Origin of the sequence: Chryseobacterium sp. IT-36CA2 (genome assembly GCF_949767875.1) — a bacterium.
Taxonomy (GTDB): Bacteria; Bacteroidota; Bacteroidia; order Flavobacteriales; family Weeksellaceae; genus Chryseobacterium.
On the sequence record NZ_CATKPG010000021.1, the window covers coordinates 400,327 to 424,994 of the forward strand.

The window sequence follows — 24,668 nt, forward strand, 5'->3', positions numbered from 1 at the left end:
TAACACTACTAAAGAAATTTCCCACCAACTTAATTTGGTTAAAATTTTATTAAAATTTATAATTCTTTATTAACTTTTGGTCTAGACATTTACAGAGTTTGATTTCAACTAAAATTAATGGGCCACTAAAAGGGCTAAAAAGCGGAGTTTCAAAAGGCTAAAAAGGATAAAAAAACCGAGGATTTTCAACTGAAAAAGTAGGAATAGGAACAAAATTGAACCCGAAAATATTTCGAATTTAATTTACAAAGTAATTTATTTTGTATTTTACAATTTTGCCTTTCTTCGATCCCCCTTTACTTCCCTCTTATAGTTTTTTACGATAATTATCATATACACTATCTGAGAGTGGTTAATTAAAAAAAGCGTAAATTTGCGACTGCTTATGTTACAGTATTCCAACATCCATCAGACGTCGAATTTTGCCGTGCTTTCCATAAGCTACGAGAAAGCCGATGTAGAAACGAGAGGAAAGTTTGCATTCTTTGATGAAAACATCAAAAACTTTGTTTCCAGAGTCCATCAGGAAGATCTGGGTGATGCATTTGTAGTTTCTACCTGTAACAGAACAGAAATTTATACCACTTCTCCCAATTATCTTTTAGTCGCTGAAGAGTATTGCAAAACCATTGGAGTACATCTTACGGATTTTCTTCAGTTTGCCAATATTTTAACTAAAGAGGAGGCTCTTATTCATCTTTTCAGAGTGGCAGCTGGCCTTGAAAGTCAGATTATCGGAGATTTTGAAATTATCGGTCAGATCAAAAAAGCATACAGCCGTTTCAAAAAGGAACGACAAAATTCTAACCCTTATCTGGAAAGAGCTATCAATGCTGCTATTCAGATTTCGAAAAGAATAAAAAATGAAACCGGTATTTCCAATGGAGCAGCTTCTGTTTCTTATGCTGCAGTTCATTATATTTTAAACAGCCAGAAAAGAATCGCTGAGAAAAACATCTTACTTTTAGGGGTAGGTGAAATTGGACAGAATACCGTTGAAAATCTGGTAAAACACGTCTATCAGCCAAAAATTAAAATTGCTAACAGAACTCAGGAGAAAGCTGAAAAGATTTCCCAGAAATATAATATTCCTCATGTTGATTATTCTGATTTTGACAAGGAATTAAAAAACACTGATATTCTTATTGTGGCAACAGGAGCCAAACACCCTATTGTCAACCAGTCCCATTTCCCGAACGGAAAAGAAACTCTGATTATTGACCTTTCGATCCCGCACAACGTTGAAAAAAATGTTACCGAAAATGAAAACGTAACATTGATTGATGTGGATGAGCTTTCAAAACAGATCCAGGAAACGATTCAACAGCGTGAAAGAGAAATTCCAAAAGCTGAAAAAATCATCAAGGAACTCATGAAAGACTTCATTGAATGGGAGAAAAAGAGAAAACTGGCACCCAATATTCATCATTTCAAAGCGGTTTTAAAGAATATGGAACGCAATGAAATGCATAATTTTTATAGAAAGAATAAATACATAAACATCACGGACATGGAACTTTCTGACAAAATGATCCAGAAAATCACCAACCGTTTTGCAAAATATATTATTGACAACCCTTTAAAAGCCGAAGAAATTAGTAAATTAATGCACGAAATATTAGTTGAACAACCAAACAACGAATTCAATGAAAAGCATTAGAATCGGAACGAGAAATTCCGCACTTGCACTTTGGCAGGCTAGAGAGGTTGCGAGGCACCTTCAGAACAACAATTATTTAACGGAAATTGTTCCTATCGTTTCTTCTGGCGATAAGAACCTTAATCAACCACTCTATTCTTTAGGAATTACCGGGGTTTTCACAAGAGACCTTGATATTGCTCTATTGAATGATGAGATTGATATTGCCGTACATTCTTTAAAAGATGTTCCCACTCAATTGCCTCAAAATATTGAGATGATCGCTTATCTGGAAAGAGATTATCCACAAGACATTCTGATCAGAAAAGAATCTGCAAGGAATAAAGAATTCCATGAGCTTAAACTTGCTACCAGCAGTTTGAGAAGAAGAGCTTTCTGGCTGAGAAATTATCCGACTACTGATTTTTCGGATATCCGCGGAAATATTCAGACAAGACTTCAAAAACTGGAAGACGGAGATTTTGATGCTACCATTCTATCTTTGGCCGGTATCAAAAGAATGAAAATGGAAATTGATTATGAAATGCTTCCATTAATGATTTGCGCTCCATCTCAAGGCGTAATTTCCGTAGCTGGACATACAGACAAGCCTGAGATCAATGAGATTGTAAGCCAAATCAATCACAAGCAGACTCAGATCTGTGTGGAGATTGAAAGAAACTTCCTGAGCACTTTAGAAGGAGGTTGTACAGCACCGATTGGAGCTTACGCAGAAATCATCGGAGATCAGATCCGTTTCAAGGCAGCACTTTGCTCTCTGGATGGGAAAAACTGTATTGCTGTGGATGAAAACTTTGACTATACTCCAACTGAGAATTTCGGAGAAAAGTTTGCCAAAGTTGTTCTTGAAAACGGTGGAAAAGAATTAATGGCAGAAATCAAAAGCCAGATCTGATATTTCAGATTGTAAATTCTTTTAGCCATTCTTTTCATCTTCTTAATTTTACAGACATGAAAATCTTATTTACCAAAAATATAGACCAAACGATTATATCCAAAGAATTAGGAGAGGATATTTTGGCTGACTGTGTGGAGGTAATTAAGACCAAACCTATTATGATCAGCCCTTTTGATCTGAAAAATTATTCTTTGATCTTCACCAGTGCGAATGGAGTTATTTCATTTTTCAAAAACAGGTTTAAGCCCAATGAAAATTTTACAGCCAAAAACTACAACAAGATCTATTGTGTAGGTGAAAAAACGAAGAGAGAACTGAGAAAACACGGCTTCGGAACATTTAAAGTACTGAAAAACGCAGAAACCCTTTCCAGATTCATTATCGGAAAATGCCAGCATGAACAGTTTCTGCATTTTTGCGGGAACCTTGCCATCAATGTTCTGGATAAAGAGCTTCCTTTACAAAACATTAAGTACAAAAAAGTTACAATATACAATACGGAAGAAATCAATCCTGTAATAGATGAAAAATATCATGCTGCAGTATTTTTTAGTCCGAGCGGAGTTCGTAGTTTTGCAAGGCGAAATTCTCTGGAAGATATGAAGCTTTTTTCAATTGGCGAAACCACTTCCGGTGAGTTGAGAAATTATACGCAGGAAGACATTTTTACTTCTGAAGAAAACACGTTGACTTCTATCTTTGAACTGATAAGAAGAGAAATAAGAAGTAGAATTTAGAATATCTGTTACCGAATATTAGCGGTAATATTAGTTTAAATAGATTATGATAAAAAACGACCTATATTTAAAAGCACTTCGCGGAGAAACCGTTGAAAGACCTCCTGTCTGGATGATGAGGCAGGCTGGAAGATATCTGCCGGAATTCATTGCTTTAAGAGATCAATATGATTTCTTTACAAGATGTCAGACTCCTGAGCTTGCAGCTGAGATTACTCTACAGCCTATCCGCAGATTTCCTTTGGATGCAGCGATTCTGTTTTCTGATATCCTGGTAGTTCCACAGGCTATGGGAATTGATTTCAAGATGAAAGAATCTGTAGGTCCATGGTTAGACACTCCTATCAGAACAATGGAGCAGGTTCAGAATATTGAAACTCCGGATGTGAATGATACTTTAGGATACGTTTTTGATGCTATTGAGCTTACTCTCCAGAAACTGGACAACGATATTCCATTGATCGGTTTTGCCGGTTCTCCATGGACAATCCTTTGCTATTGTGTGGAAGGAAAAGGAAGCAAAGCATTTGATATTGCAAAATCTTTCTGTTTCCAGCAGCCTGAGGCAGCTCATTTGTTATTACAGAAAATCACAGATACTACGATTGCTTATTTAAAAAGAAAAATAGAAAAGGGAGTTTCTGCAGTACAGGTTTTTGATTCTTGGGGAGGAATGCTTTCTCCTACAGATTATCAGGAATTCTCATGGCAGTATATCAATCAGATTGTTGAGGCATTAAGCCCGCTTACCCATGTAGTGGTATTCGGAAAAGGATGCTGGTTCGCATTGGAAGATATGACGATGTCTAAAGCTTCTGCTCTTGGGGTAGACTGGACTATTAAGCCAGAATTCGCAAGAACTTTAACGAATCATACGATGACGCTACAGGGGAATTTTGATCCTGCAAGACTTCATTCAACACCTGAGACGATCAAGAAAATGGTGAACGAGATGATCAACCGTTTTGGAAAAGACAGATATATTGCTAATTTAGGTCACGGAATTTTACCAAATGTTCCTGTTGAAAATGCTGAGGCATTCATCAGAGCAGTCGTTGACTGGAAACCGAATTTATAAGATTATTCTCTTAAAAAAACATACAAGCCTTGTTATTTGATAACAAGGCTTTTTTATGATCATTAATTTTCCCGCAGCTTTTTATTTATTTCTTTATATTTGATTACAAACACTTTAAATCATTATTATGAAAAAACTAAACAAAGAAAAATTGAAAACCATTGTAGCCGGAGGAGAAATTTGCCTGGAATGTGCTATCGGATATTATCAGGTTATTATTAATGGCCGGTGCTATTGTGTTCCCATGGATTAATAAAAAAAGCAGCCCATTGGCTGCTTTTAATTTATATCATAAAGAATGTTGTATTGATTAGCTCAACATTCTTTGTGCTTTCTTAACTCCTTCTACCAGAATATCAATTTCCTCGAAGGTATTATATACTGCGAAACTTGCTCTTACTGTCCCTGCAATATTAAAAAAGTTCATAATTGGTTGTGTACAGTGGTGTCCTGTTCTTACAGCGATTCCCATTTTGTCAAGGATCATTCCTACATCAGAAGCAATACCTACACCTTCTAAATTAAAAGAAACAACACCGGTTCTATTAGCTTTTTCACCATAGATCTTAATTCCTTCTAATTCTAAAAGCTGTCTTTGGGCATATTCCAATAAAGCATTTTCATGATTCTGAATATTGGTGTGTCCTACTTTATTCATGAAATCAACCGCTGCACCTAAAGCAATATTTCCTCCTACATTGGGTGTTCCAGCTTCATATTTAAATGGAAGACCTGCATAAGTAGTTCCTTCGAAAGAACATGTTGCAATCATCTCTCCTCCTCCATGAAATGGTGGCAAAGCTTCGAGTATTTCACGTTTCCCGTATAAAATACCCGTTCCCATAGGAGCATACATTTTATGACCTGAGAAAACAAAGAAATCACAATCCATCTTCTGAACATCAATATTAAAATGCGGAGCAGACTGAGCACCATCTATTACAACGTAAGCATCAGTACTTTTTCTTGTTTTAGCTATAATCTCTTCAATAGGATTCACAATTCCTAACGCATTGGAAACCTGATTTACAGAAACAACCTTAGTTTTTTCACTTAAAAACTTGTCAAAATGATCCATCTGAAGAATCCCGTTTTCATCAATAGGAATCACACGAAGTTTTGCGCCAGTTCTTTCGCAAAGCATCTGCCATGGAACAATATTAGAATGGTGCTCCAGATAGGAAATAATGATCTCATCATCTTTCTGGAGTTTCTGTGTTAAAATATAAGCGATAAGGTTCAGCCCTTCTGTTGTTCCTTTTGTAAAAATGACTTCAAAATCATGTTCAGCATTGATGAATTTCTGGATTTTTCTTCTTGAAAGCTCCATTTCCTCTGTTGCCAGCTGGCTTAGGGTATGAATTCCTCTATGAACATTGGCATTAAGTTCTGTATAATATGCGTGACAGACTTCCAAAACTGAATTTGGTTTTTGGGATGTAGCTGCATTATCCAGATAAACCAAAGGCTTACCGTTCACTTCTCTGTCCAATATAGAAAACTGGCTTCTTATTTCCTGAATGTCAAACATTTATTTATTTTTTAAATTAAAACGTTCTTATTTAGAACTCTTCAAATTTACGGCTTTTTTTCCGAAAGGAAGTATGAGATAAGGAGCTGATAGTTATCAGTTGATAGAAATATTCGATAGTTTATAGTAAGGATAATATATGAGGCAAGAATAGTAAAGGGCAAAATTACGAAACAGCAAATTGTTATTTATCTTTATCATACAAAAAAACCTACCAATAAATTGATAGGTTTTATATTGTTTAAATAAGCAATTCTTATTCTGCTGCTGCTTCCGGAGCTGCACCTTCTTCAGTTGCAACTTCTTCTTCATCTTCATCATCTTCCATTGCTGCACCTCCTTTCATTGCATTTCTAGACATCTTAACAGCAACTACTACTGCGTTGTCTGGGTGCATGAAAGAGTAACCTTCTGTCTTGATACCACCGATGTAAAGTTTGTTACCAATTCTTAATGGAGTAACATCTACAACGATTTCGTCAGGTAGGTTAGCAGGGATAGCTTTTACTTTTAGTTTTCTGAAAGACTGACGTAAAACACCACCAGCTACAACACCTTTTGAACGTCCAGTAATTCTTACAGGAACCTCCATAACTACTGGCTTATCGTCAGATAATTGATAGAAGTCAATGTGAAGAATTTTGTCAGTGATTGGGTGAAACTGAATATCCTGAAGAACAGCTGGAATTGTTTTTCCGTCAACTTCAATAGATACCGTGTGTGCTTCAGGAGTGTATACCAATCCTTTGAAAGCTCTCTCTTCAGCAGAGAAGTTCAAAGGTGCTTCACCTCCATAAACAACACAAGGAACTAATTCAGCATCACGTAAAGCTTTTGTAGACTTTTTGCCCACGTTTTCTCTTTTTGTACCTTGAATTGTAATAGATTTCATTTATAAAAAATTTAAAAAATTATTCTGACTTAAATTTGCAATTTGTTTAAAATCAATTAAATAACAAATTTACTACTAATTGATTTGTGCTCATGAACCATTGTCATAACATCTGCAAATAATGGGGCGCAAGATAGCACTTTTATTTTAGATGACAAATTATTTTTAACAGGAATTGAGTCAGTTACAATAACTTCCAAGAGTTTTGAGTTCTCAATATTCTCGTAAGCCTTGCCTGAAAGCACTCCGTGAGTAGCCATAGCTCTTACCGTTTTCGCTCCTTTTTCAATTAAGATATCGGCTGCTTTACAAAGTGTACCTGCAGTATCAATCATATCATCAATAAGGATTACGTTTTTACCTGTCACATCTCCGATAAGGAACATTTCCTCTACAACATTAGCTTTCTTTCTTTCCTTATAAGCAATTACTACTTCAGCACCTAGGTGCCCAGCATAGTTTTTCGCTCTTTTTGCACCTCCCATATCTGGAGAAGCAATGGTAAGGTTATCAAGATTTAAAGACCTGATATAATCCACAAAAATAGAAGAAGCATACAGGTGATCTACCGGAATTTCGAAGAATCCCTGAATCTGGTCTGCATGAAGATCCATTGTCATTACTCTTGTTGCTCCTGCTGCAGTAAGAAGGTTGGCAACTAACTTAGCACCGATCGGCGCTCTCGGTTTGTCTTTTCTGTCCTGTCTGGCAAGTCCGAAGTAAGGAATTACTACGGTAATGCTCTTTGCAGAAGCTCTTTTCGCTGCATCAATCATTAGAAGGAGTTCTAAAAGATTGTCTGCAGGAGGGAATGTAGATCCAATCAGGAAAACTCTTCCTCCTCTTACGGATTCGTCCAAAACAGGCTCAAATTCCCCGTCACTGAACTCCTGAAAGTTGATTTTTCCTAATTCTTTCCCATAATTCTGGGCAATTTTCTCTGCCAAGTCCCTGCTGGTTCTTGTACAAAATAGATAACTTAACTGATCGGCCATTTTTACTTTTTAAAAGATTTTGCAAATTTAAAAAAAAACCACAAGATTTACTCCTGTGGTTTCTAAGTTTTTATTTTATCAATTATTAAGGGAATTTAACTCCTGAATATTTGTTCGGATCTACCTGTGGAAGTGTAGACTTATATTTAGCATTAATAGACTTAATAAATTCATTCGCTACAATACCATATCCGCGACCTGTAAGGTGAACTCCATCTAACGAGAAAGCTCCTCCTGTTACAAATTTCGCAGTATATTTTACTCCGTCAAATGAAATACCGGATTGCCCGTTCAGCTCCAGCATTTTAGCACCAGCATCTACAAAAGCCAATCCATAAGAGTCAGCAAGTGATTTTATAGAAGCGTTATATGCATCTGTAGCTGTTTTTACGTAACCAGCCTCTGTTTTTGTTAATACATGTTGGTTTTGTAATGGGTAAGAAATACCATAAATATTAACCGGAGCTGGAACTCCTGCTGCAGTACTTCCAATCACAGAACTTGTAGTAAGCAAAATATAATCATCCGCTGTAGCCTGTCTTGCTTGTCCAAAGATCTGTCCGAAAGCGGCAGCTGTTGGAGCCCCCAAAGAAGGGGTCAAAGCAGCAGTAAGCTGTGCTGATAAATCTGTAAGAGCAACATCTTTGATCAAAAGCGGGCTTGGTCCGGATGTAGAAAGTAAATTAATTCTATCCCCAGCTCCAAAAGCAGTAAGCGCTTGTTTCAATGGTCCATACAAGCTTGTATTAAGCGTTGCTAAATTTGAACCTAAAGACGTAGGTGTCAAAGGATTGTAAGGAACCGTAGTAAAAAAAGGAACGGAAGTAACAGAAGGGATATTAGCAATAACACCTTTTGTTGTCCCTACACTTTTAAGACCATCTAAAACTGCCTTAATAGACCCAGCCACCAGTGCAGGATCTGAAATATCATTAGATTTATAAGTTGTCGGATTTGTATTTCCTGACTGCACTGTAGCAGTAGTATACGTTGTAACACCTCCTGTTGTCTGAGAGTTTGTTCCTCCGTTGGTAGCATATGATAATACATCATTATTTCCTATCCAAAGAGAAAAGAATGTTGCTTTCTGAGCCATAGCATCAGCCAGCACACTTGTTGTTGCAGAAGATGCAAATCTCACAAAATAAGGGTTAGCTGTTCCAGTAGCAAGACCAGCCTGACTACCATATCCAGGAGCCACCAAATGGAAAGATTTTGCACCAGGCACACCCATGTTATTATAAGTACCTCCACCTGGTAAAACATCTAAAGCAGCTGCCGGAGCACTTGGCACAGGAGTCAATGACCCATTAACCACCTGAAGATTTAATTTCCCAGGGAATCCCGGAAGATTGTTAAATCCACCTACATCATTAGGCATCAATGGCAGTTTAAAGTCTCCTCCACCTGCAAGTTTCATTTGTCCTGCAATCATATTGGGGTAAGATTCATTTTGACCGCTGCTGTACAAAGCTCCGTCACGATATCCCGAAGTAAGTGAATTTCCCAGTGAAATATATTTCGTAAAATCTGCGTCACCTTTTGTTACCTGGATATCTTTCACATCCGTATCGAAATCCGTATTACAGCTTGTAACTGTAAAAAGAAGTGCAGAAACTGCAATTGTCGATATTATAATTTTTTTCATAGTCTTCTAAAATTAAAATGGATTATAAGATAAACCTAGACCTAAGTAGAATGCTGTTGCTTTCGACTGTCCGTAGAAACCTAAGTTAGCATTATCTACATGTCTGTATTGAGGCATTGCATATCCTCCGGCAATATCAATTCCGAATTGTTTCAGCTTAATACCTACCCCTCCTGTTACAACATAAGTATCATACGAAGGTGTTTCTGGAATAAAGTTATCCGTAGTGTATGGTGCTTCATCATAATAAGCCCCCAAACGTCCGTAAATCATATTAGTGAACGCATATTGAGTCCCCAATCTGAATGTTTTAGAATTTTTAAAGTTCTTAGGATTGGTAAGAATAGTAGGATCCGATGGATTATTTCCAATAGGAGCATTCTCGAAATCTAAAGTAAGCTTGCTGTATCTCTCCCATCCATGGTAGTTAAAGTCAGCAGAAACCTGCCATTTCGGAGTTACTCTATACGTTAAACCAATTGTATATTCTTCAACCAATGGAAGAACTGCTGAGAAGCCATCCTGCCCTGCAGCATTCAGTTTCAACTGTGTATAAATTGACTGAGACGGGAACTGGAATGTAGCTGTACCGCTTTTAGCTTTCATATCTATTGCTGAACGGTAAGCAATACTCACATCTAATTTCGGATCAGGTCTGAAATAGAAACCAAAACCATATCCGTGTCCGCTTGCTTTTTTATCATTGATATTTACCTGTCCTCCAAATTGCGTTACTGCTTTATCCCAATCTACAACTCCTTTTGCATAGATATAGCTGGCACCAAAAGATACCCACGGAGCTAGTTTTACAGAAACCATTGGCTGGAAATAGAAACTTTTCAACTCTAATTTCTGAACCATTTCTTTACCTTCCCAGTCATTCGGCCACTTAATTGTACTTCCAAAAGGCGTTGTTACACTTAGACCTACGGTAAGTTTTTCTATCGGTCTATAAGTAATCGCGGCATAGAATGGAGTTCCTACAGGGTTATCTGTCTCCGCACTTTGTAAAGTATTGAAGTTTTGAAAAGTAACTTTATTACTTGCTGCAAACCCTCCTGCCACTACGCTCAGTTTGGAAGGGATAAATGACATCCCCGCAGGGTTAAAAAATGTCACACTCGCGTCTTCGGCATGAGCACTAGTATGCGCCATTGCCAATTGTTTTACCCCCTGCAGGGAAACTCTGAAGCCTCCTGCGTAAGATAGAACTCCCGCCAATAAAGCAGTTGATACTAATATTTTTTTCATAGACTATTATTATATAACCCAAATATAAAATTATTTTGAATACGTCTGTTAATATTTGCCAATATTTTAAACAATATATGAAAAGAAAACTATGTTTAAAATAACACCTTCCAGTAAACAAAAGATAAAATAATCATTATTAAAGCTTTAAGATTAATTTAAACAAGAATACATTCAAGCGTTTAATTTTAAACAAACGTTTAACTTAAACGTTATATCATGACAAAACCAGAATAATAGAGTAAAATAATAATGAATGTTAAATTAAACAGCCACCCACTAAAATGTTAAATTTAAAAAAATTAAACTCTCTTTTATTCTCTTTAAAGTACCCTTATTCCAGTCTCCGGCTTTTATTCTTGTTTAAAATAAGCAAATGTTTTATCCCGAATTCAGGTTATTTAAGTATTTTAGAATTACATAAAGATAAAAAAACATAAATTTGCAGATTATAAATAATAGAAATATGAGTTGTGGATGCAAAACATCCGGCGATTCTGCACATTCTTGCGGCCCTAAGAAAACCGCAAATGGCTGTGAAAATGTAAATACCTGCGGGAATAGTTATAAATTAAGTGTTTTTGACTGGCTTTCTAACATCAACAATCCAACACCAAACAGGTGTGATTTTGTGGAAGTTAGGTTTAAAAATGACAGAAAATCGTTTTATAAAAATGTAAACAATATTCCTTTACATATAGGTAGCGTAATTACAGTAGAATCAAGTCCGGGACACGATGTAGGCGTTGTAAGCCTTACGGGAGAATTAGTAAAAATTCAGATGAAAAAGAAAAAGTTTTCTGAAGAATTGGCACTCAAAATATACAGACAAGCCAACCAAAAAGATCTTGAGGTATGGCAGGAAGCAAGAAAAAAAGAAGATGGCGTAAAGCTTGAAGCAAGAAAAATTGCTCAGAGACTAGGCCTTGAAATGAAAGTTACTGATGTGGAATACCAGGGTGACTCTTCTAAAATCACCTTCTATTACACTGCTGAAAACAGAATTGATTTCAGACAGCTGATCAAAGATTATGCAGGAGCATTCCGTACAAAAATCGACATGAAGCAGATCGGTTTCAGACAGGAAGCTGCAAAAGTAGGTGGTATTGGATCTTGCGGACGTGAACTTTGCTGTTCTACATGGCTTACGGATTTCAGATCTGTAAACACCAATGTTGCAAGATATCAGCAGCTGAGTATTAATCCTCAGAAGCTTGCCGGGCAATGTGGTAAACTTAAATGCTGCCTCAACTATGAACTTGACAGCTATCTGGATGCATTAAGCAATTTCCCTTCTTCTTCCACTACTTTAGAAACAGAGAAAGGAAAAGCATTCTGTATCAAAATTGATGTTTTCAAAAAGAAAATGTGGTTCGCTTATGTGGACAGTTCTGTTGCATGGTATGATTTCGATATTGATCTTGTAAAAAAACTGATTTCAAAAAACAAAAGAGGTGAAAGAATACTCCCTCTTGAAGACCTGAAACAGCCGGAACCTTCTGCTCATACTATCGATCTGATTCAGGAAAATAACGTGGATCGTTTTGAAAAGAAAAACAGAAACAACAGAAACAGGAACAGCAACCAGAGCAACCAAAATAAGCAGAATAGCAACCCACAAGGGCAACAGGGACAGCCACAAGGGCAAAAAAGAAACAGACCTGAAAGACAAGAAAGACCGGACAGATCTGAAAAACCTGAAAACCCTAATGCAAATGCTCAGTCCGGAAATCAGCCCAGACCGCAAAAACAACATCCACAGCAAAAACCGCAAGCGGAAAAAGTAGATGGAAATGCGAATGCTGAAAATAAGCCACAGAACAATCCGAATAAGAAAAAATTCAAAAAGAAATATCCTCCAAAAAAAGATAATAATGCATAAAATTTTAGGATTACTGTCACTTATCCTTTTCTTTAGCTGCAACTCTTCCTCAGGAGGAGATGTCATCATGAATTCCGTTGATAACAAATGGAATAAGAAAAGTGAACAAAAATTTAATCTTGAAATTTCAGATCCGCAGAATCCTAAAAATATTATATTTGTTGTAAGAAATAACAATAATTATCCTTACAGTAATATAAGGTTTATAGTGAATTTCACTAATCTTCACAACAAAAAAAAGGAAACGGACACCCTGAATTATGTACTGGCAAAACCTAACGGCGAATGGCTTGGTACAGGGTTTGGTGATACGAAGGAAACTTTGTTTCAGTATAAAGTAAAGTATACGTTTCCATCAAAAGGAAAATATGAAATCGGGCTGATACAGGCGATGAGAAATGATAACCTTGTGGGAATTGAGGATATTGGGGTAAAAATAGAAACGGCTAAACCGTAACCATAAATGGAAGAAAACAAAAAAAATGCAGGAAATAAGGGGAAAACATTTCCTCTGCCTCCCAAAAAAAAGAAAGATACCTCCTGGAGAAAATGGGTCTCGTTCATTTGGATCGGACTTGTTGCAGTAGTTCTGGGAATTTCAGGACTTTTCTTTGCGGTATCTCAAGGATTTCTTGGGGAAATGCCTGATGTAAAAGAACTTGAAAATCCAAATATCTTTGTAGCTTCAGAGATCATTTCTTCAGACGGAGTTACTTTGGGTAAATTCGAAAAAGAGAAAACACAACCTATCGTTTATAAGGACCTTCCTCCTTTCCTTATTTATGCCCTTCAGGCTAAAGAAGATGAACGTTTTAAAGAACATTCAGGGATCGACCTTCAGTCTGTTGCCAGAGCTGTCGTTTTTGGTGGTGGCCGAGGTGGTGGATCTACCATAACCCAGCAGTTGGCAAAACTACTTTTTACAGGGAAAAGAGCAGACAATAAAATTAAAGCTGTTTTTCAAAAGCTTAAAGAATGGGTAGTGGCTGTAAGTCTTGAAAAAAGATATACCAAAGAAGAAATTGTAACACTCTATTTCAATAAGTTTGACTTTTTATACAATGCAAACGGTATTGAAATGGCTTCCAAAATATACTTTAACAAAAAAACATCAGAGCTTACTTTACCCGAAGCAACGATGTTTGTTGCCATGCTTGAGAATCCGGTAAAAAACAATCCGATGAGAAATCCGGAAAGAGCAAAAGCAAGAAGAGATGTTGTTTTGGATCAAATGCTAAAAACAGGTTATATAGATCAGGCTACATTTGATAAAGCTGCTGCTACACCTATTACATTAGATTATCATCCCATCAAAAATATTAACGATGATTATTCTGCCTATTACAAGTTTTATCTGAGAAAAGAGATTGACAAATATCTTGAAACTCATGAAAAAGAAACAGGCAAAAAATTAAATCTTTACAAAGACGGTTTAAAAATATATGTAACCCTTGATTCTAAAATGCAGAAGTATGCGGAAGATGCCATCAAGGAACACTTAACAGATCTTCAAAAAAGATTTGACGCGGAACAAAGAGGCAGAAAGAACAGACCTTTCTATTATCTGAATGAGAAGCAAATCAATGACGTGATGCTTCAGGCTATGAAGAGAACCGGCCGATACAAACTGTTGAAAGCGGACGGTATGCCTGATGACTCTATTATGATGGAATTCAAGAAACCTATCAAAACTTCACGATTCACCTGGAGTGGAGAAGAAGAGGTAGAAATGTCTCCTTGGGACTCTATCAGATACCATAAACAAATTGCACAGGCAGGTTTAATGTCTATGGTTCCAGGAACCGGAGAAATCAAAGCATGGGTAGGTGGTATTGACTGGCAACATTTCCAGTATGACCACATCAAGCAAGGGAAGAGACAGGTAGGATCTACATTCAAACCTTTCGTATATGCAACCGCTATCATGAAACTTGGAATGACTCCTTGTTCAGCAGTTTCTAACGGAACTTATGATCATAACGGATGGCATGTACCTGGAAGAGGTGGAATGCTTACTTTAAAAGATGCATTGGCACACTCTCAAAACCCTGTTGCTGCAAGACTTATTGAAATGACAGGAGTAGATGCTGTAATCCAGACTGCAAGAGATCTGGGAGTAACAGAAGATATTCCAAGAAACAATACTATTGCTTTAGGTTCATCAGATATTACAATTTACGAAATGCTAGGTGCATACAGTACTTTTGCCAACTATGGTAACTACATCAAACCAGAAATGATCTGGAGAATTGAAGATGCCAACGGTAGAGTAATCAAAGAAGTAAACGTAGAGCCGAAAGAAGTAATGAACCCAATGTATGCATACACCATGATTGAACTAATGAAAGGTGTAGCACAATTCGGAACAGCTTCAGGAGAATTAGGAAGAAAAGGTATTTCTAAAGCAGTGGAAATTGCAGGTAAAACAGGTACAACTCAGAATAACTCCGACGGATGGTTTATGGGAATCACACCAAAATTAGCAACCGGAGCATGGGTTGGATGGGAAGACAGAGCAACTCACTTCTTTGGCACAGGTGAAGGTCAGGGGGCAAAAATGGCATTACCAATCTGGGCTATCTTCATGAAGAAAGTATGGGCAGATAAAAGTTTAGGAGTAACTCCTGATGATAAATTTATCAAGCCTTCAGACTGGAAAGATGGCTGTGCTAACCTTAAGGGCTTAAGCGGAGGATATGGAGATGACGGAAGTCTTCAGACGATTGATGAGATCAAAAATCCTAGACCGGTAGATCCAACTCCTAAAAAACCAACAGAAAAGAAAGAGGACAATATCAATGAAAATCTTCACTCCAATGATGAAGTAGATTTCAATAAATAAATTCTCTTTTAGAAATATACAAGACCTTTCAATAATTTGGAAGGTCTTTTCTTTTATAATTAATACCTTTGAAGTATGAATATTGAACGTATCAGACAACCTTTTATCGAGAATTTTCCAGGTGATTTTTCCAACAACCCAATGCAAAGAAACACACCAAAGGTTTTATTTGCCACCATTAAACCTGCTGGCTTTGATAAACCTGAGCTGATTGCTTTTAATGAAGTCTTATCCAAAGAAATAGGATTAGGAAAACTTGAAGATAAAGATCTGGACTTTCTGGTTGGAAATAACCTTCCGAAAAACGTTCAAACTTACGCGACAGCTTATGCAGGACATCAGTTCGGAAACTGGGCAGGCCAGCTTGGGGACGGAAGAGCCATTCTTGCAGGAGAAATCACAAATGATACCGGAAAAAAAACCGAAATTCAATGGAAAGGAGCCGGAGCCACCCCATACTCCAGACATGCTGATGGAAGAGCCGTATTAAGATCTTCCGTACGGGAATACCTGATGAGTGAAGCCATGTATTATTTAGGAATCCCTACTACAAGAGCGCTTAGTCTGGCTTTTACCGGTGAAGATGTAATGCGTGACATTATGTACAGCGGAAATCCACAGCTTGAAAAAGGAGCCGTTGTCATCAGAACTGCTGAAAGTTTTCTACGTTTCGGACATTTTGAACTGATGTCTGCCCAAAGAGAATACAACACTCTACAGGAACTGGCCGATTTTACTATTGAAAACTATTATCCGGAAATCACATCATCAGACATTCAGAAATACAAAGATTTTTTTGAAAATATCTGTACCCGTACCGCAAACTTAATGGTTGAGTGGTTCAGAGTCGGATTTGTACATGGCGTAATGAATACGGATAACATGTCTGTTCTGGGATTAATTATTGATTACGGGCCTTATTCTATGATGGATGAATACGATTTGAATTTCACTCCCAATACAACAGATCTTCCCGGAAGAAGATATGCCTTTGGAAAACAGGGACAGATTGCCCAGTGGAATCTTTGGCAGCTAGCCAATGCTCTTCATCCTTTAATTAAAGATGAAAAGTTTTTAGAAGACACTTTAAATAATTTCGGAACGTATTTCTGGGAAACTCATGATCAAATGCTTTGTAAAAAATTCGGATTTGATAAGCTCCGAAAAGAGGATGAAGATTTTTTCACAAATTGGCAGGGATTAATGCAGGAACTCCAGTTAGACTACACTTTGTTTTTCAGCCAACTGGAGAAAATAACTCCGAACACTAACCTGAAGGAGCATTTTAAAGAAGTTTCCTACATTACTTTTAATGAAGAAATGTTAGAAAAACTGAGCCATTTCATCACAAGCTACGAAGCAAGATTAGGCTTAAACTCTATTTCGAAAGAAGATTCAGTGACTATGATGAAAAAGACAAACCCAAAATTTATTCTTAGAAACTACCTTCTTTATGAATGCATTGAAGAGATCAGTAATGGAAAAAAAGAAATGCTGGAAAAACTAACCAAAGCCTTAGAAAATCCCTATCAGGAAATCTACCCCGAGTTTTCCATCAAAAGGCCATCCGGCTATGATGACACTGCAGGATGTTCTACACTTTCGTGCAGTTCTTAGTAAATCAGCAACAAAAAACCTATTCAAATACCACATTATCATCATATTAAATATTTTTCACTATATTTAGGAAAATCTTTAATATGAAAAAAATTGTATTTTCTTTAAGTTTACTAATTGGAATAACAGCAAGCTCCCAAACAGTATTGCTTGATGAGACCTTCGAGTCTTATACCAACTTCACGATTAACAGCTTTGGCAGTTGGACTACACTCGATCTTGACGGCTTAAATACGTATACAGGTGGCGGTCCTGTAATTGGTGGTACCACATCTGCATCCTGGACAGCAAACTGGCTTAATGCCGCAAGTCCGATGGCATTTCAAATATTCAATCTTTCAGCAAGCAATGCCACCAATAATGCCACATCAACTGCAGCTGATGAAGAGATTAGAAATTTCAGCCCACATGGAGGACAAAAATGTGTAGTATCATGGGCAGGAGTACCTGCTGGAGGAGTTTCTGCTAATAACGATTGGCTGATAACACCGGCAGTAACCTTAGGTACAAGCTCTAACACTTTAACATTCTGGGTAAAAGCGTTATCTCCGAGTTTTGTAGAAAGTTATAAAGTGGGAGTTTATACAGGAAGTGGAAATCCCACATCTGCTGCCAATTTTACTATTGTTTCTTCACCTGCTACCTCTACAGCTCCTTATGCAAGCTGGCAGCAAGTCACTATCAATCTTGATGCGTATGCAGGACAAACAGTGAAAGTAGGGTTCCAATACATGTCTTCAGATAAATATATGTTTATGCTGGACGATGTAAAAATTACGACAGCACAATCGTTATCAACGAATGAAATTTCCCGGGCTAACACCAACACATTCATTTATCCTAACCCTACAAATGGTGAAGTTAATATCAGGACCGATAAAAAGATCAAATCAACATCTGTTATTGATCTATCAGGAAAAACCATTAAAACAAATGATTCCGGAACTCAAGATATTTCTTCACTTTCAAAAGGAACTTACCTGTTAAAAGTAGACTTCGCAGACGGAACGTCTACCACAGAAAAAGTGATCAAACAATAGTCACGTTTATACAATCTTTACACAACCACCAACTTTTGGTGGTTTTTTTATTTTACTTTTGCAAAAAATCCAAGACGTGTCTTTTATTAAAACAAAAATCATTAGTTTTTTCAAACTGATTTTTCCTTCCACTTATACTGAATTGGCAGTTTTTCTGTTTTTTATTATATGCTATGGAATTTTAGGTTCATATATTGCGCTTCATTACAGAATTATTTTTGACAGCAGAATTCCATGGGATGCTTATTTCAGTTTTGATAATAAATCTATCCTGATGACCGGAGGTAGTTTTGAAAGACACCCTCTATCCTATTATTTTTTCAACTGGGTAAGAGAATTCGCATTATTTATTTCAGGTGGAAAAATGGATGCCAACTTCAGACTTACCCTGGCATGGCTCAGCAATATCATTATCACTTTAAATATTGTTCAGATTTTTAAATATTTAAAGAACATCATCTGCGTTCCTCTCTGGCTAAGTGTTTTAATCGTTTTATTTTTCGGAGCTTTTTCTACCAATATAATACTATCATTCACTCCGGAGAACTTCACTTACACTCTGTTTTTACTCTCGTTGTATAATTACTATGCAGCGATAAAGCTAAGGAATGAAGAAAAAACACCAGCAATAGCTCTTTCACTGGCAGGAGTTACTATCGGAGGTCTTACCATTACCAATTTTGTAAAAGTTTTTATTCCTCTTCTTTTTGAAAAAAATATTTTCAGAGATTGGAAAAAATTCGGAAATGCAGTAGTAAGAGTAATGATTGCTGTGATTTGTTTTGTCTTGCTTTATTTAAACAGAATTGATTTCAAATATCAGAATATCTTCTCTAAGACCAATCAGCAGTACGAAAAATTCTCTAATGTAGAGTCCATGCCTACATGGGATATGATTCTTTCTTTCTTTTTCGGAGGTAATATTCTTTTTCCGGGATTCATTATTTCGGATAAGCATAATATGAAGGGATTTAATTTTAAAGGACTCTATATGGACCTTTACTCATCACTTTTTCCCTACTTATTTATAGCTATATTACTAATCCTTATTATTTGGAGTTATTCTAAAAATTTTAAAAATAAATGGGTTCAGGTTATTGCCATTTCATTTTTCGTTGATATTGTCATCCATTGTGTGATGAGGTTTGGGCTTCATACTTCCTATATCTACGGAGGACATTTTGTTTTTGTCTACCCACTTCTTTTGGGATGGCTATTTTATGCTTACAGATCTTCACCAAAGATGATTTCATTATTAACATTGACTCTTGCAGTATTATTCATTTATCTTCTGATCAATAATATATATCGGATGGCAGAATTTTTCTCATTCATGGAAACGTATTACCAATAAAAAAAGCTGAGAAAAATTTCTCAGCTTTTGTTTTATATTGAAATGAATCGCTTCTATTTGGCTTCCGCACAGAAAATTCTATACTGTACAGCAACTGCAGATTTAAAGTATTCTCTGATCTTCGAAAGGTCGCTGGCAGCACTTTGTTTAGTAAAATAACTTCCGGCCAGAATTTTATAATTCGGTCTTAAAGAAGCATCCGTTTCCACTTTCAGGTTAGGAAATCTTTTTCTGAAATAAGACTTTACCTCATTAGCTTCATCATTACTTTTCACTGTTGTAATCTGGATTTTAAAACCTAAAATTCTAGGATTTTTACTACAAATTTCGGCATTGGTAAGTGCTCTGTTCGGAACATAGATTTTGGGAGGCTTTGTACTGATCCCTGTAGAAATTCCGCTATCATTAGAACTGAAATCTTTAGAAGAATTTGTGGGAATAGCTTTAGCACATTTTCCTTCAACTCCTTCCAAAGCAGCATTTATTTTGGAATCCATAGTCATAACAAGCTCTGTCCCGGAAAGGGTGTCCTTTTTAACAACTTGCTGGGCTCCAACACTATAAAAACCAAATAGTGATAATATCGAAAATATTTTAATCAAATTTCTCATTTAAACTTGTTTGCGCAAATTTATACAAATTAAAAAACTATACCAAACTAGTTATTTAGAATCAATACAAATTAAACGTAAATGATATTTTCCCTTTTCGATATACCGTTAAATTCCTGTTAAAAATATTATTTTTGCGGAATTGATTGAATGTTCAATAATTTACTAACATAAGATAATTTAAATGATTAGTTGGAGAAAGCATTATAAAAAAACGTTGATCGCAATAGGCTTATTGCTATCAACCAGTGCTTCATTTTACGGGCAAGACGGCGATCCTAAAAACGGAGAGAAACTTTTCAAAGCGAATTGTACTGCATGTCACGCGCTGGACAAACAAGTTGTTGGACCACCATTAAAGGGGGTTGTAGAACGAGTAAAGACAGAAGGTGGTGTAGACAAAGATTGGCTTCACAAGTGGATCAAAGACAACAAAGCTCTAAGGGCTTCTGGGGATAAATACGCCAATGAGATTTTTGAAAAGTTTAATAAGACTGAAATGCAGGTCTTTCCAAATCTTACAGATAAGGATATTGACGACATTTTAGCTTTCACGACTAATCCTCCTGCTCCGGAAGAGAAAAAGCCGGAAGCAACTGCTGCAACTGACGCTACCGCGGCAGCTCCTGCAGACAAAACTACAACAAACGTTGTCATCATTTCACTTTTAGCGATCGCAGGTTTACTGGTTTGGATCTTGGTTAAACTAAGACAATTAGTAACATTAGGTCAGTCTGAAGAATTAGCAGGATTGAATGAAACAAGAGTTCGTTCATTCAGTGAAATGTATGAGAAGTTCCACCTTATCGGTAAGGGTCTATTAGCTATTCTGGCTATTTTAGCTGCTTACGGAGTATGGAACTGGCTGATGTGGATCGGGGTTTACAAAGGATACAAGCCTGAGCAGCCTATCTACTTCTCTCACAAAATCCACGCTGGAGAACAGAAAATTGACTGTCAGTTATGTCACTCTAGTGCTAAATACGGAAAAGTATCTGAAATTCCTTCTATGAATGTTTGTATGAACTGTCACAGAACAATTTCTGAATACAACAAAGATCACTACATGGAGCCAGGAAAAGATAAGGCATTCTATGACGGAGAAATCCAGAAGATCTACGCAGCAACAGGTTGGGATCCTGCAAAACAACAGTACACAGGAAAAACACAGCCGGTTGAATGGACAAGAATCCACAACATGCCAGACTTCGTTTACTTCAACCACTCTCAGCACGTTGTAGCAGGTGAGCAAGCGATTATCAATTCTTTCAACAAAAAGAACCCTAACAACAAAATTGATGTTGTATGTAAGGCTTGTCACGGTAAAATTGATACAATGAATGTTGTTCAGATGGCTAACGACTTTACTATGGGATGGTGTATCGAGTGCCACAGAACGACTGAGGTTGATATGAACAACGGTTATAATAAAGAGTACTTCAAAAATCTACATGACAAGTTGAAAAAACAGTATCCACAAGATGGAGGTAAGATCACTGTAGATGCAATTGGAGGTCTTGAGTGTGGTAAATGTCATTATTAATAACTAAAAAATTAGAAGTATAAATGGCTTCAAACAAAATACAATTCAGAAGTATTCATGAACTTAAAGACCCAGCTTTAAATGGTAAGCTGGCTCTTAAAGAGTTCCAGGAAGAAATTCCGGTAGAAGATTTCCTTGGAGATGCTGAACAGAATGGTTCCAGTACTTCAAGAAGAGATTTCTTAAAATTACTAGGATTCTCTACAGCAGCAGTAACTCTTGCTGCTTGTGAAGCTCCGGTAATTAAAACGATTCCTTACGTAGTAAAACCACACGATATTATTCCAGGGGTTCCTAATTATTACGCTTCAACATATTTTGATGGTTTCGATTTCGCTAGTGTTTTAGTAAAAACCCGTGAAGGTAGACCCATCAAAATTGATCCAAACCCAGCTGCTGGTGATTTAGGTAAAACTAACGCAAGAGCTCAGGCAAGTGTACTTTCTCTTTATGATAATGATAAAGTAAAGCAGCCTAAACTAGACGGTAAAGACGAAACTTTCGATAAAGTAGACAGCTTCGTTCTTAAAGGTTTGGAAGAAGCTAAAGCGTCAGGTAAAAAGATTGTGCTTTTGTCACACTCTTTTGCTTCACCAACTTTCAAAAAGTTATTTGGTGAATTCAAAGCGAAATATCCTACAGCAGAATTAGTAACTTATGATGCTTTCCCTTACTCTGCAGCATTAGATGCAGCTCAGGAAGTATTCGGACAGAGAGCATTACCTGTTTATGACCTTAAAGGTTCAGAATTGGTAGTTTCTTTCCAGGCTGATTTCTTAGGAGATTATAACGCTTCTAGTTTAGAAACTTCTTATGCAGCAGCAAGAAAACCAGGTCAAACCATGTTGAGACACGTTCAGGTGGAATCTAACATGTCATTAACCGGTGCTAATGCTGACTCAAGATACAGATTAAAGCCAAGTGCTGTAAACAAAACTCTAGTTGAAGTTTACAACGCAATCGTAGGTGGTGGTACTACTGATAAGACTGCTACTGAAATTGCTAACGAATTGAAAGCAAAAGGAAGCAAAGCTGTTGTTTTTGCTGACGGTTCTAAAGGAGCACAGGTTTTAGCACACTTAATCAACCAAAAATTAGGATCAGTAGCTTTCACAGGTAAAGCGAACTTCCTTAAAGAATTTGATAAAGCAAGATACCAGGAATTCTTAGGATGGGTAAATGCAGGTCAGGTTGGCGTATTAATTACCAACAACGTAGACCCTATCTACTCTCATCCAAAAGGAGAAGATTTCAAAAAATCTTTATCTAAAGTTTCTTATGTAATTGCTGTAGCTGATAAGAAAAATGAAATGTACAAAGCAGCAAAAGCTGTAATTCCAGTAGCAAACTGGCTAGAGTCTTGGGGAGATATCGAACCACAGACAGGAGTATATTCATTAATGCAGCCTACAATCCAGAAGATCTACAAATCAAGACAGATTGAAGAATCTCTATTGGTTTGGAAGAACGGTAAAAACAATGCAGCAAACAACTACTACGATTATTTAAAAGCTAGCTCAGCTTCTATCTTAGGTGGTACTTCTTTCAACAAAGCATTGTACAACGGTATTACGACTTCTACTAACTCAACAACGTTAGCTTATGCAGGAGGAAATGCTGCTCAGGCTGTTGCTGAACTAGGAAATTTTAAAGCTTCTGAATTAGAATTGGTACTATATACTAAGACTTCTATGGGAGATGGTACTCAGGCAAACAACCCTTGGTTGCAGGAATTACCAGATCCATTGACAAGAATGTCTTGGGATAACTACTTGACAATTTCTCCTAAAGATGCAGAGAAGTTTGCAATTGACAACGATCTTAACGCAAGAATGCAGCTGGATGGTTCTATTGTAAACCTTACTGTAAATGGAGTAACAATAAAAGATGTTCCTGTATTTATTCAACCTGGTCAGGCAGAAGGATCTGTAGGTCTTGCACTTGGTTATGGTAAGAAAAACTCAGGAGCAACTGCAGACACTGGAGTAAACGCTTATCCTTTATTTGACGGTTCTAACCTGGCTGTTTCAGGGGTTAAAATTGAAAAAACAGGAGAAGATCACGAATTTGCAGGTATCCAGCTTCAAAATACATTGATGGGTCGTTATGAAATCGCTAAAGAAGTTCCTTTGGCAGAATTCATCAATGTTCCTTTCGATGATGAGCACAAAGGATGGAACAAACCTTTGGAATACCACACTATCAGTGGAGCTCTTCCAGCAAGAAAAATTGACCTTTGGGATGCTTTCGATGATACAGATGGACCTCACTTCAACTTATCTATCGACTTGAACTCATGTACAGGTTGTGGAGCTTGTGTAATTGCTTGTCAGGCAGAAAACAACGTTCCTGTAGTAGGTAAAGAAGAAGTAAGAATGTCCAGAGATATGTATTGGTTAAGAATTGACCGTTACTATTCTTCAAGACAGAAAGTAGAAGTATACGAAGGATTGAAAGAAGGAATGGCTGTACCTGAATTGTATGGTACTGCTTTCGGAGACGGAGGTGCATTAAACCACCCTGCAGACAATCCGGATGTAATCTTCCAACCAGTAATGTGTCAGCACTGTAACCACGCTCCTTGTGAAACTGTATGTCCGGTAGCGGCTACTTCACATGGTAAGCAAGGTCAAAACCATATGGCTTACAACAGATGTATCGGTACAAGATATTGTGCAAACAACTGTCCGTACAAAGTAAGACGTTTCAACTGGTTTACGTATAACCTAAACGATAAGTTCGATTTCAACATGAACAACGATTTAGGAAGAATGGTACTTAACCCAGACGTAGTTGTAAGAACTAGAGGGGTAATGGAGAAATGTTCAATGTGTATCCAGGAAACTCAGGCTACTATTTTAGCAGCTAAGAGAGAGAACAGAAAAGTAACAGACGCTGAGTTCAAGAACTCTTGTGCTTGTGCTGCTGCTTGTTCTACCGGATCAATGACTTTCGGAGACATGAATGATAAAGAATCTGAAGTGAGAGAATTGTATTCTAGCAACAGAAGATATTATTTACTAGAGGAGATCGGAACAAAACCAAACGTGTTCTATCACACTAAAGTAAGAAACAGAGTAGAAAAATAA

At 37.0% G+C, this 24,668-nt stretch carries 19 protein-coding genes; 13 read left to right on the forward strand and 6 right to left on the reverse strand.

Annotated features, from left to right (window positions below):
* Positions 1 to 385: 385 nt before the first annotated feature.
* From hemA to ACM6F9_RS13300, 5 genes are all read left to right on the forward strand, one after another.
* On the forward strand, positions 386 to 1,660 hold the full coding sequence (gene hemA, locus ACM6F9_RS13280; protein WP_414846156.1) for a glutamyl-tRNA reductase: 1,275 nt from the start codon (positions 386 to 388) through the stop codon (positions 1,658 to 1,660).
* Positions 1,647 to 2,555, forward strand: coding sequence for a hydroxymethylbilane synthase (gene hemC / locus ACM6F9_RS13285; RefSeq protein ID WP_414846157.1), 909 nt, complete (start codon positions 1,647 to 1,649; stop codon positions 2,553 to 2,555). The genes hemA and hemC overlap by 14 nt, the downstream gene beginning before the upstream one ends.
* A gap of 56 nt (positions 2,556 to 2,611) precedes the next feature.
* Complete coding sequence (locus tag ACM6F9_RS13290) at positions 2,612 to 3,295, forward strand: uroporphyrinogen-III synthase (RefSeq protein ID WP_414846158.1); 684 nt, start codon at positions 2,612 to 2,614, stop codon at positions 3,293 to 3,295.
* Positions 3,296 to 3,341: 46 nt separating this feature from the next.
* Positions 3,342 to 4,373 (forward strand): uroporphyrinogen decarboxylase, encoded by a 1,032-nt coding sequence (hemE, locus tag ACM6F9_RS13295; protein ID WP_414846159.1) that lies wholly within the window; start codon positions 3,342 to 3,344, stop codon positions 4,371 to 4,373.
* A gap of 127 nt (positions 4,374 to 4,500) precedes the next feature.
* The gene (locus ACM6F9_RS13300; protein ID WP_414846160.1) at positions 4,501 to 4,626 is read left to right on the forward strand and encodes a GNAT family acetyltransferase; all 126 of its coding nucleotides are present in this window, start codon (positions 4,501 to 4,503) and stop codon (positions 4,624 to 4,626) included.
* Positions 4,627 to 4,683: 57 nt separating this feature from the next.
* Here the strand turns inward: ACM6F9_RS13300 and ACM6F9_RS13305 are convergent, their stop codons facing one another.
* From ACM6F9_RS13305 to ACM6F9_RS13325, 5 genes are all read right to left on the reverse strand, one after another.
* Entirely contained in the window at positions 4,684 to 5,904 is a 1,221-nt protein-coding gene (locus tag ACM6F9_RS13305; protein WP_414846161.1) for an aminotransferase class V-fold PLP-dependent enzyme, read from the reverse strand.
* Positions 5,905 to 6,160: 256 nt separating this feature from the next.
* Positions 6,161 to 6,796, reverse strand: a complete 636-nt coding sequence (locus ACM6F9_RS13310) for a 50S ribosomal protein L25/general stress protein Ctc (RefSeq protein ID WP_414846162.1) — start codon at positions 6,794 to 6,796, stop codon at positions 6,161 to 6,163.
* A 56-nt stretch (positions 6,797 to 6,852) separates the two neighbouring features.
* Positions 6,853 to 7,791 carry a ribose-phosphate pyrophosphokinase gene (locus ACM6F9_RS13315; RefSeq protein ID WP_047426959.1) on the reverse strand — a complete coding sequence of 313 codons (939 nt, stop codon included), beginning with the start codon at positions 7,789 to 7,791 and terminating at the stop codon, positions 6,853 to 6,855.
* Positions 7,792 to 7,876: 85 nt separating this feature from the next.
* Positions 7,877 to 9,439 carry a G-D-S-L family lipolytic protein gene (locus ACM6F9_RS13320; RefSeq protein WP_414846163.1) on the reverse strand — a complete coding sequence of 521 codons (1,563 nt, stop codon included), beginning with the start codon at positions 9,437 to 9,439 and terminating at the stop codon, positions 7,877 to 7,879.
* A 12-nt stretch (positions 9,440 to 9,451) separates the two neighbouring features.
* Positions 9,452 to 10,690 (reverse strand): OmpP1/FadL family transporter, encoded by a 1,239-nt coding sequence (locus ACM6F9_RS13325; protein ID WP_414846164.1) that lies wholly within the window; start codon positions 10,688 to 10,690, stop codon positions 9,452 to 9,454.
* Between the two features lie 466 nt (positions 10,691 to 11,156).
* Here ACM6F9_RS13325 and ACM6F9_RS13330 point away from each other — a divergent pair, with 466 nt between their 5' ends.
* The 6 genes from ACM6F9_RS13330 to ACM6F9_RS13355 all read left to right on the forward strand — a co-directional run bounded on the left by ACM6F9_RS13330 (position 11,157) and on the right by ACM6F9_RS13355 (position 19,425).
* Positions 11,157 to 12,572, forward strand: a complete 1,416-nt coding sequence (locus ACM6F9_RS13330; protein WP_414846432.1) for a PSP1 domain-containing protein — start codon at positions 11,157 to 11,159, stop codon at positions 12,570 to 12,572.
* Positions 12,565 to 13,029 carry a gliding motility lipoprotein GldH gene (locus ACM6F9_RS13335; protein WP_414846165.1) on the forward strand — a complete coding sequence of 155 codons (465 nt, stop codon included), beginning with the start codon at positions 12,565 to 12,567 and terminating at the stop codon, positions 13,027 to 13,029. The genes ACM6F9_RS13330 and ACM6F9_RS13335 overlap by 8 nt, the downstream gene beginning before the upstream one ends.
* A 6-nt stretch (positions 13,030 to 13,035) precedes the next feature.
* Entirely contained in the window at positions 13,036 to 15,414 is a 2,379-nt protein-coding gene (locus tag ACM6F9_RS13340; protein ID WP_414846166.1) for a transglycosylase domain-containing protein, read from the forward strand.
* Positions 15,415 to 15,489: 75 nt separating this feature from the next.
* Entirely contained in the window at positions 15,490 to 17,031 is a 1,542-nt protein-coding gene (locus ACM6F9_RS13345; RefSeq protein ID WP_414846167.1) for a protein adenylyltransferase SelO, read from the forward strand.
* A gap of 83 nt (positions 17,032 to 17,114) precedes the next feature.
* A complete protein-coding gene (locus tag ACM6F9_RS13350; protein WP_414846168.1) occupies positions 17,115 to 18,071 on the forward strand; it encodes a choice-of-anchor J domain-containing protein in 957 nt (318 codons plus the stop codon).
* Between the two features lie 76 nt (positions 18,072 to 18,147).
* On the forward strand, positions 18,148 to 19,425 hold the full coding sequence (locus ACM6F9_RS13355) for a DUF6080 domain-containing protein (RefSeq protein ID WP_414846169.1): 1,278 nt from the start codon (positions 18,148 to 18,150) through the stop codon (positions 19,423 to 19,425).
* Positions 19,426 to 19,478: 53 nt separating this feature from the next.
* Here ACM6F9_RS13355 and ACM6F9_RS13360 read toward each other — a convergent pair whose 3' ends face one another.
* The gene (locus tag ACM6F9_RS13360) at positions 19,479 to 20,036 is read right to left on the reverse strand and encodes an SPOR domain-containing protein (protein WP_414846170.1); all 558 of its coding nucleotides are present in this window, start codon (positions 20,034 to 20,036) and stop codon (positions 19,479 to 19,481) included.
* A gap of 184 nt (positions 20,037 to 20,220) precedes the next feature.
* Between ACM6F9_RS13360 and ACM6F9_RS13365 the strand changes: the two genes are divergently transcribed.
* Together ACM6F9_RS13365 and ACM6F9_RS13370 are read left to right on the forward strand one after the other, a co-directional pair.
* On the forward strand, positions 20,221 to 21,579 hold the full coding sequence (locus ACM6F9_RS13365) for a c-type cytochrome (RefSeq protein WP_414846171.1): 1,359 nt from the start codon (positions 20,221 to 20,223) through the stop codon (positions 21,577 to 21,579).
* Between the two features lie 23 nt (positions 21,580 to 21,602).
* Positions 21,603 to 24,668, forward strand: a complete 3,066-nt coding sequence (locus ACM6F9_RS13370) for a TAT-variant-translocated molybdopterin oxidoreductase (RefSeq protein ID WP_414846172.1) — start codon at positions 21,603 to 21,605, stop codon at positions 24,666 to 24,668.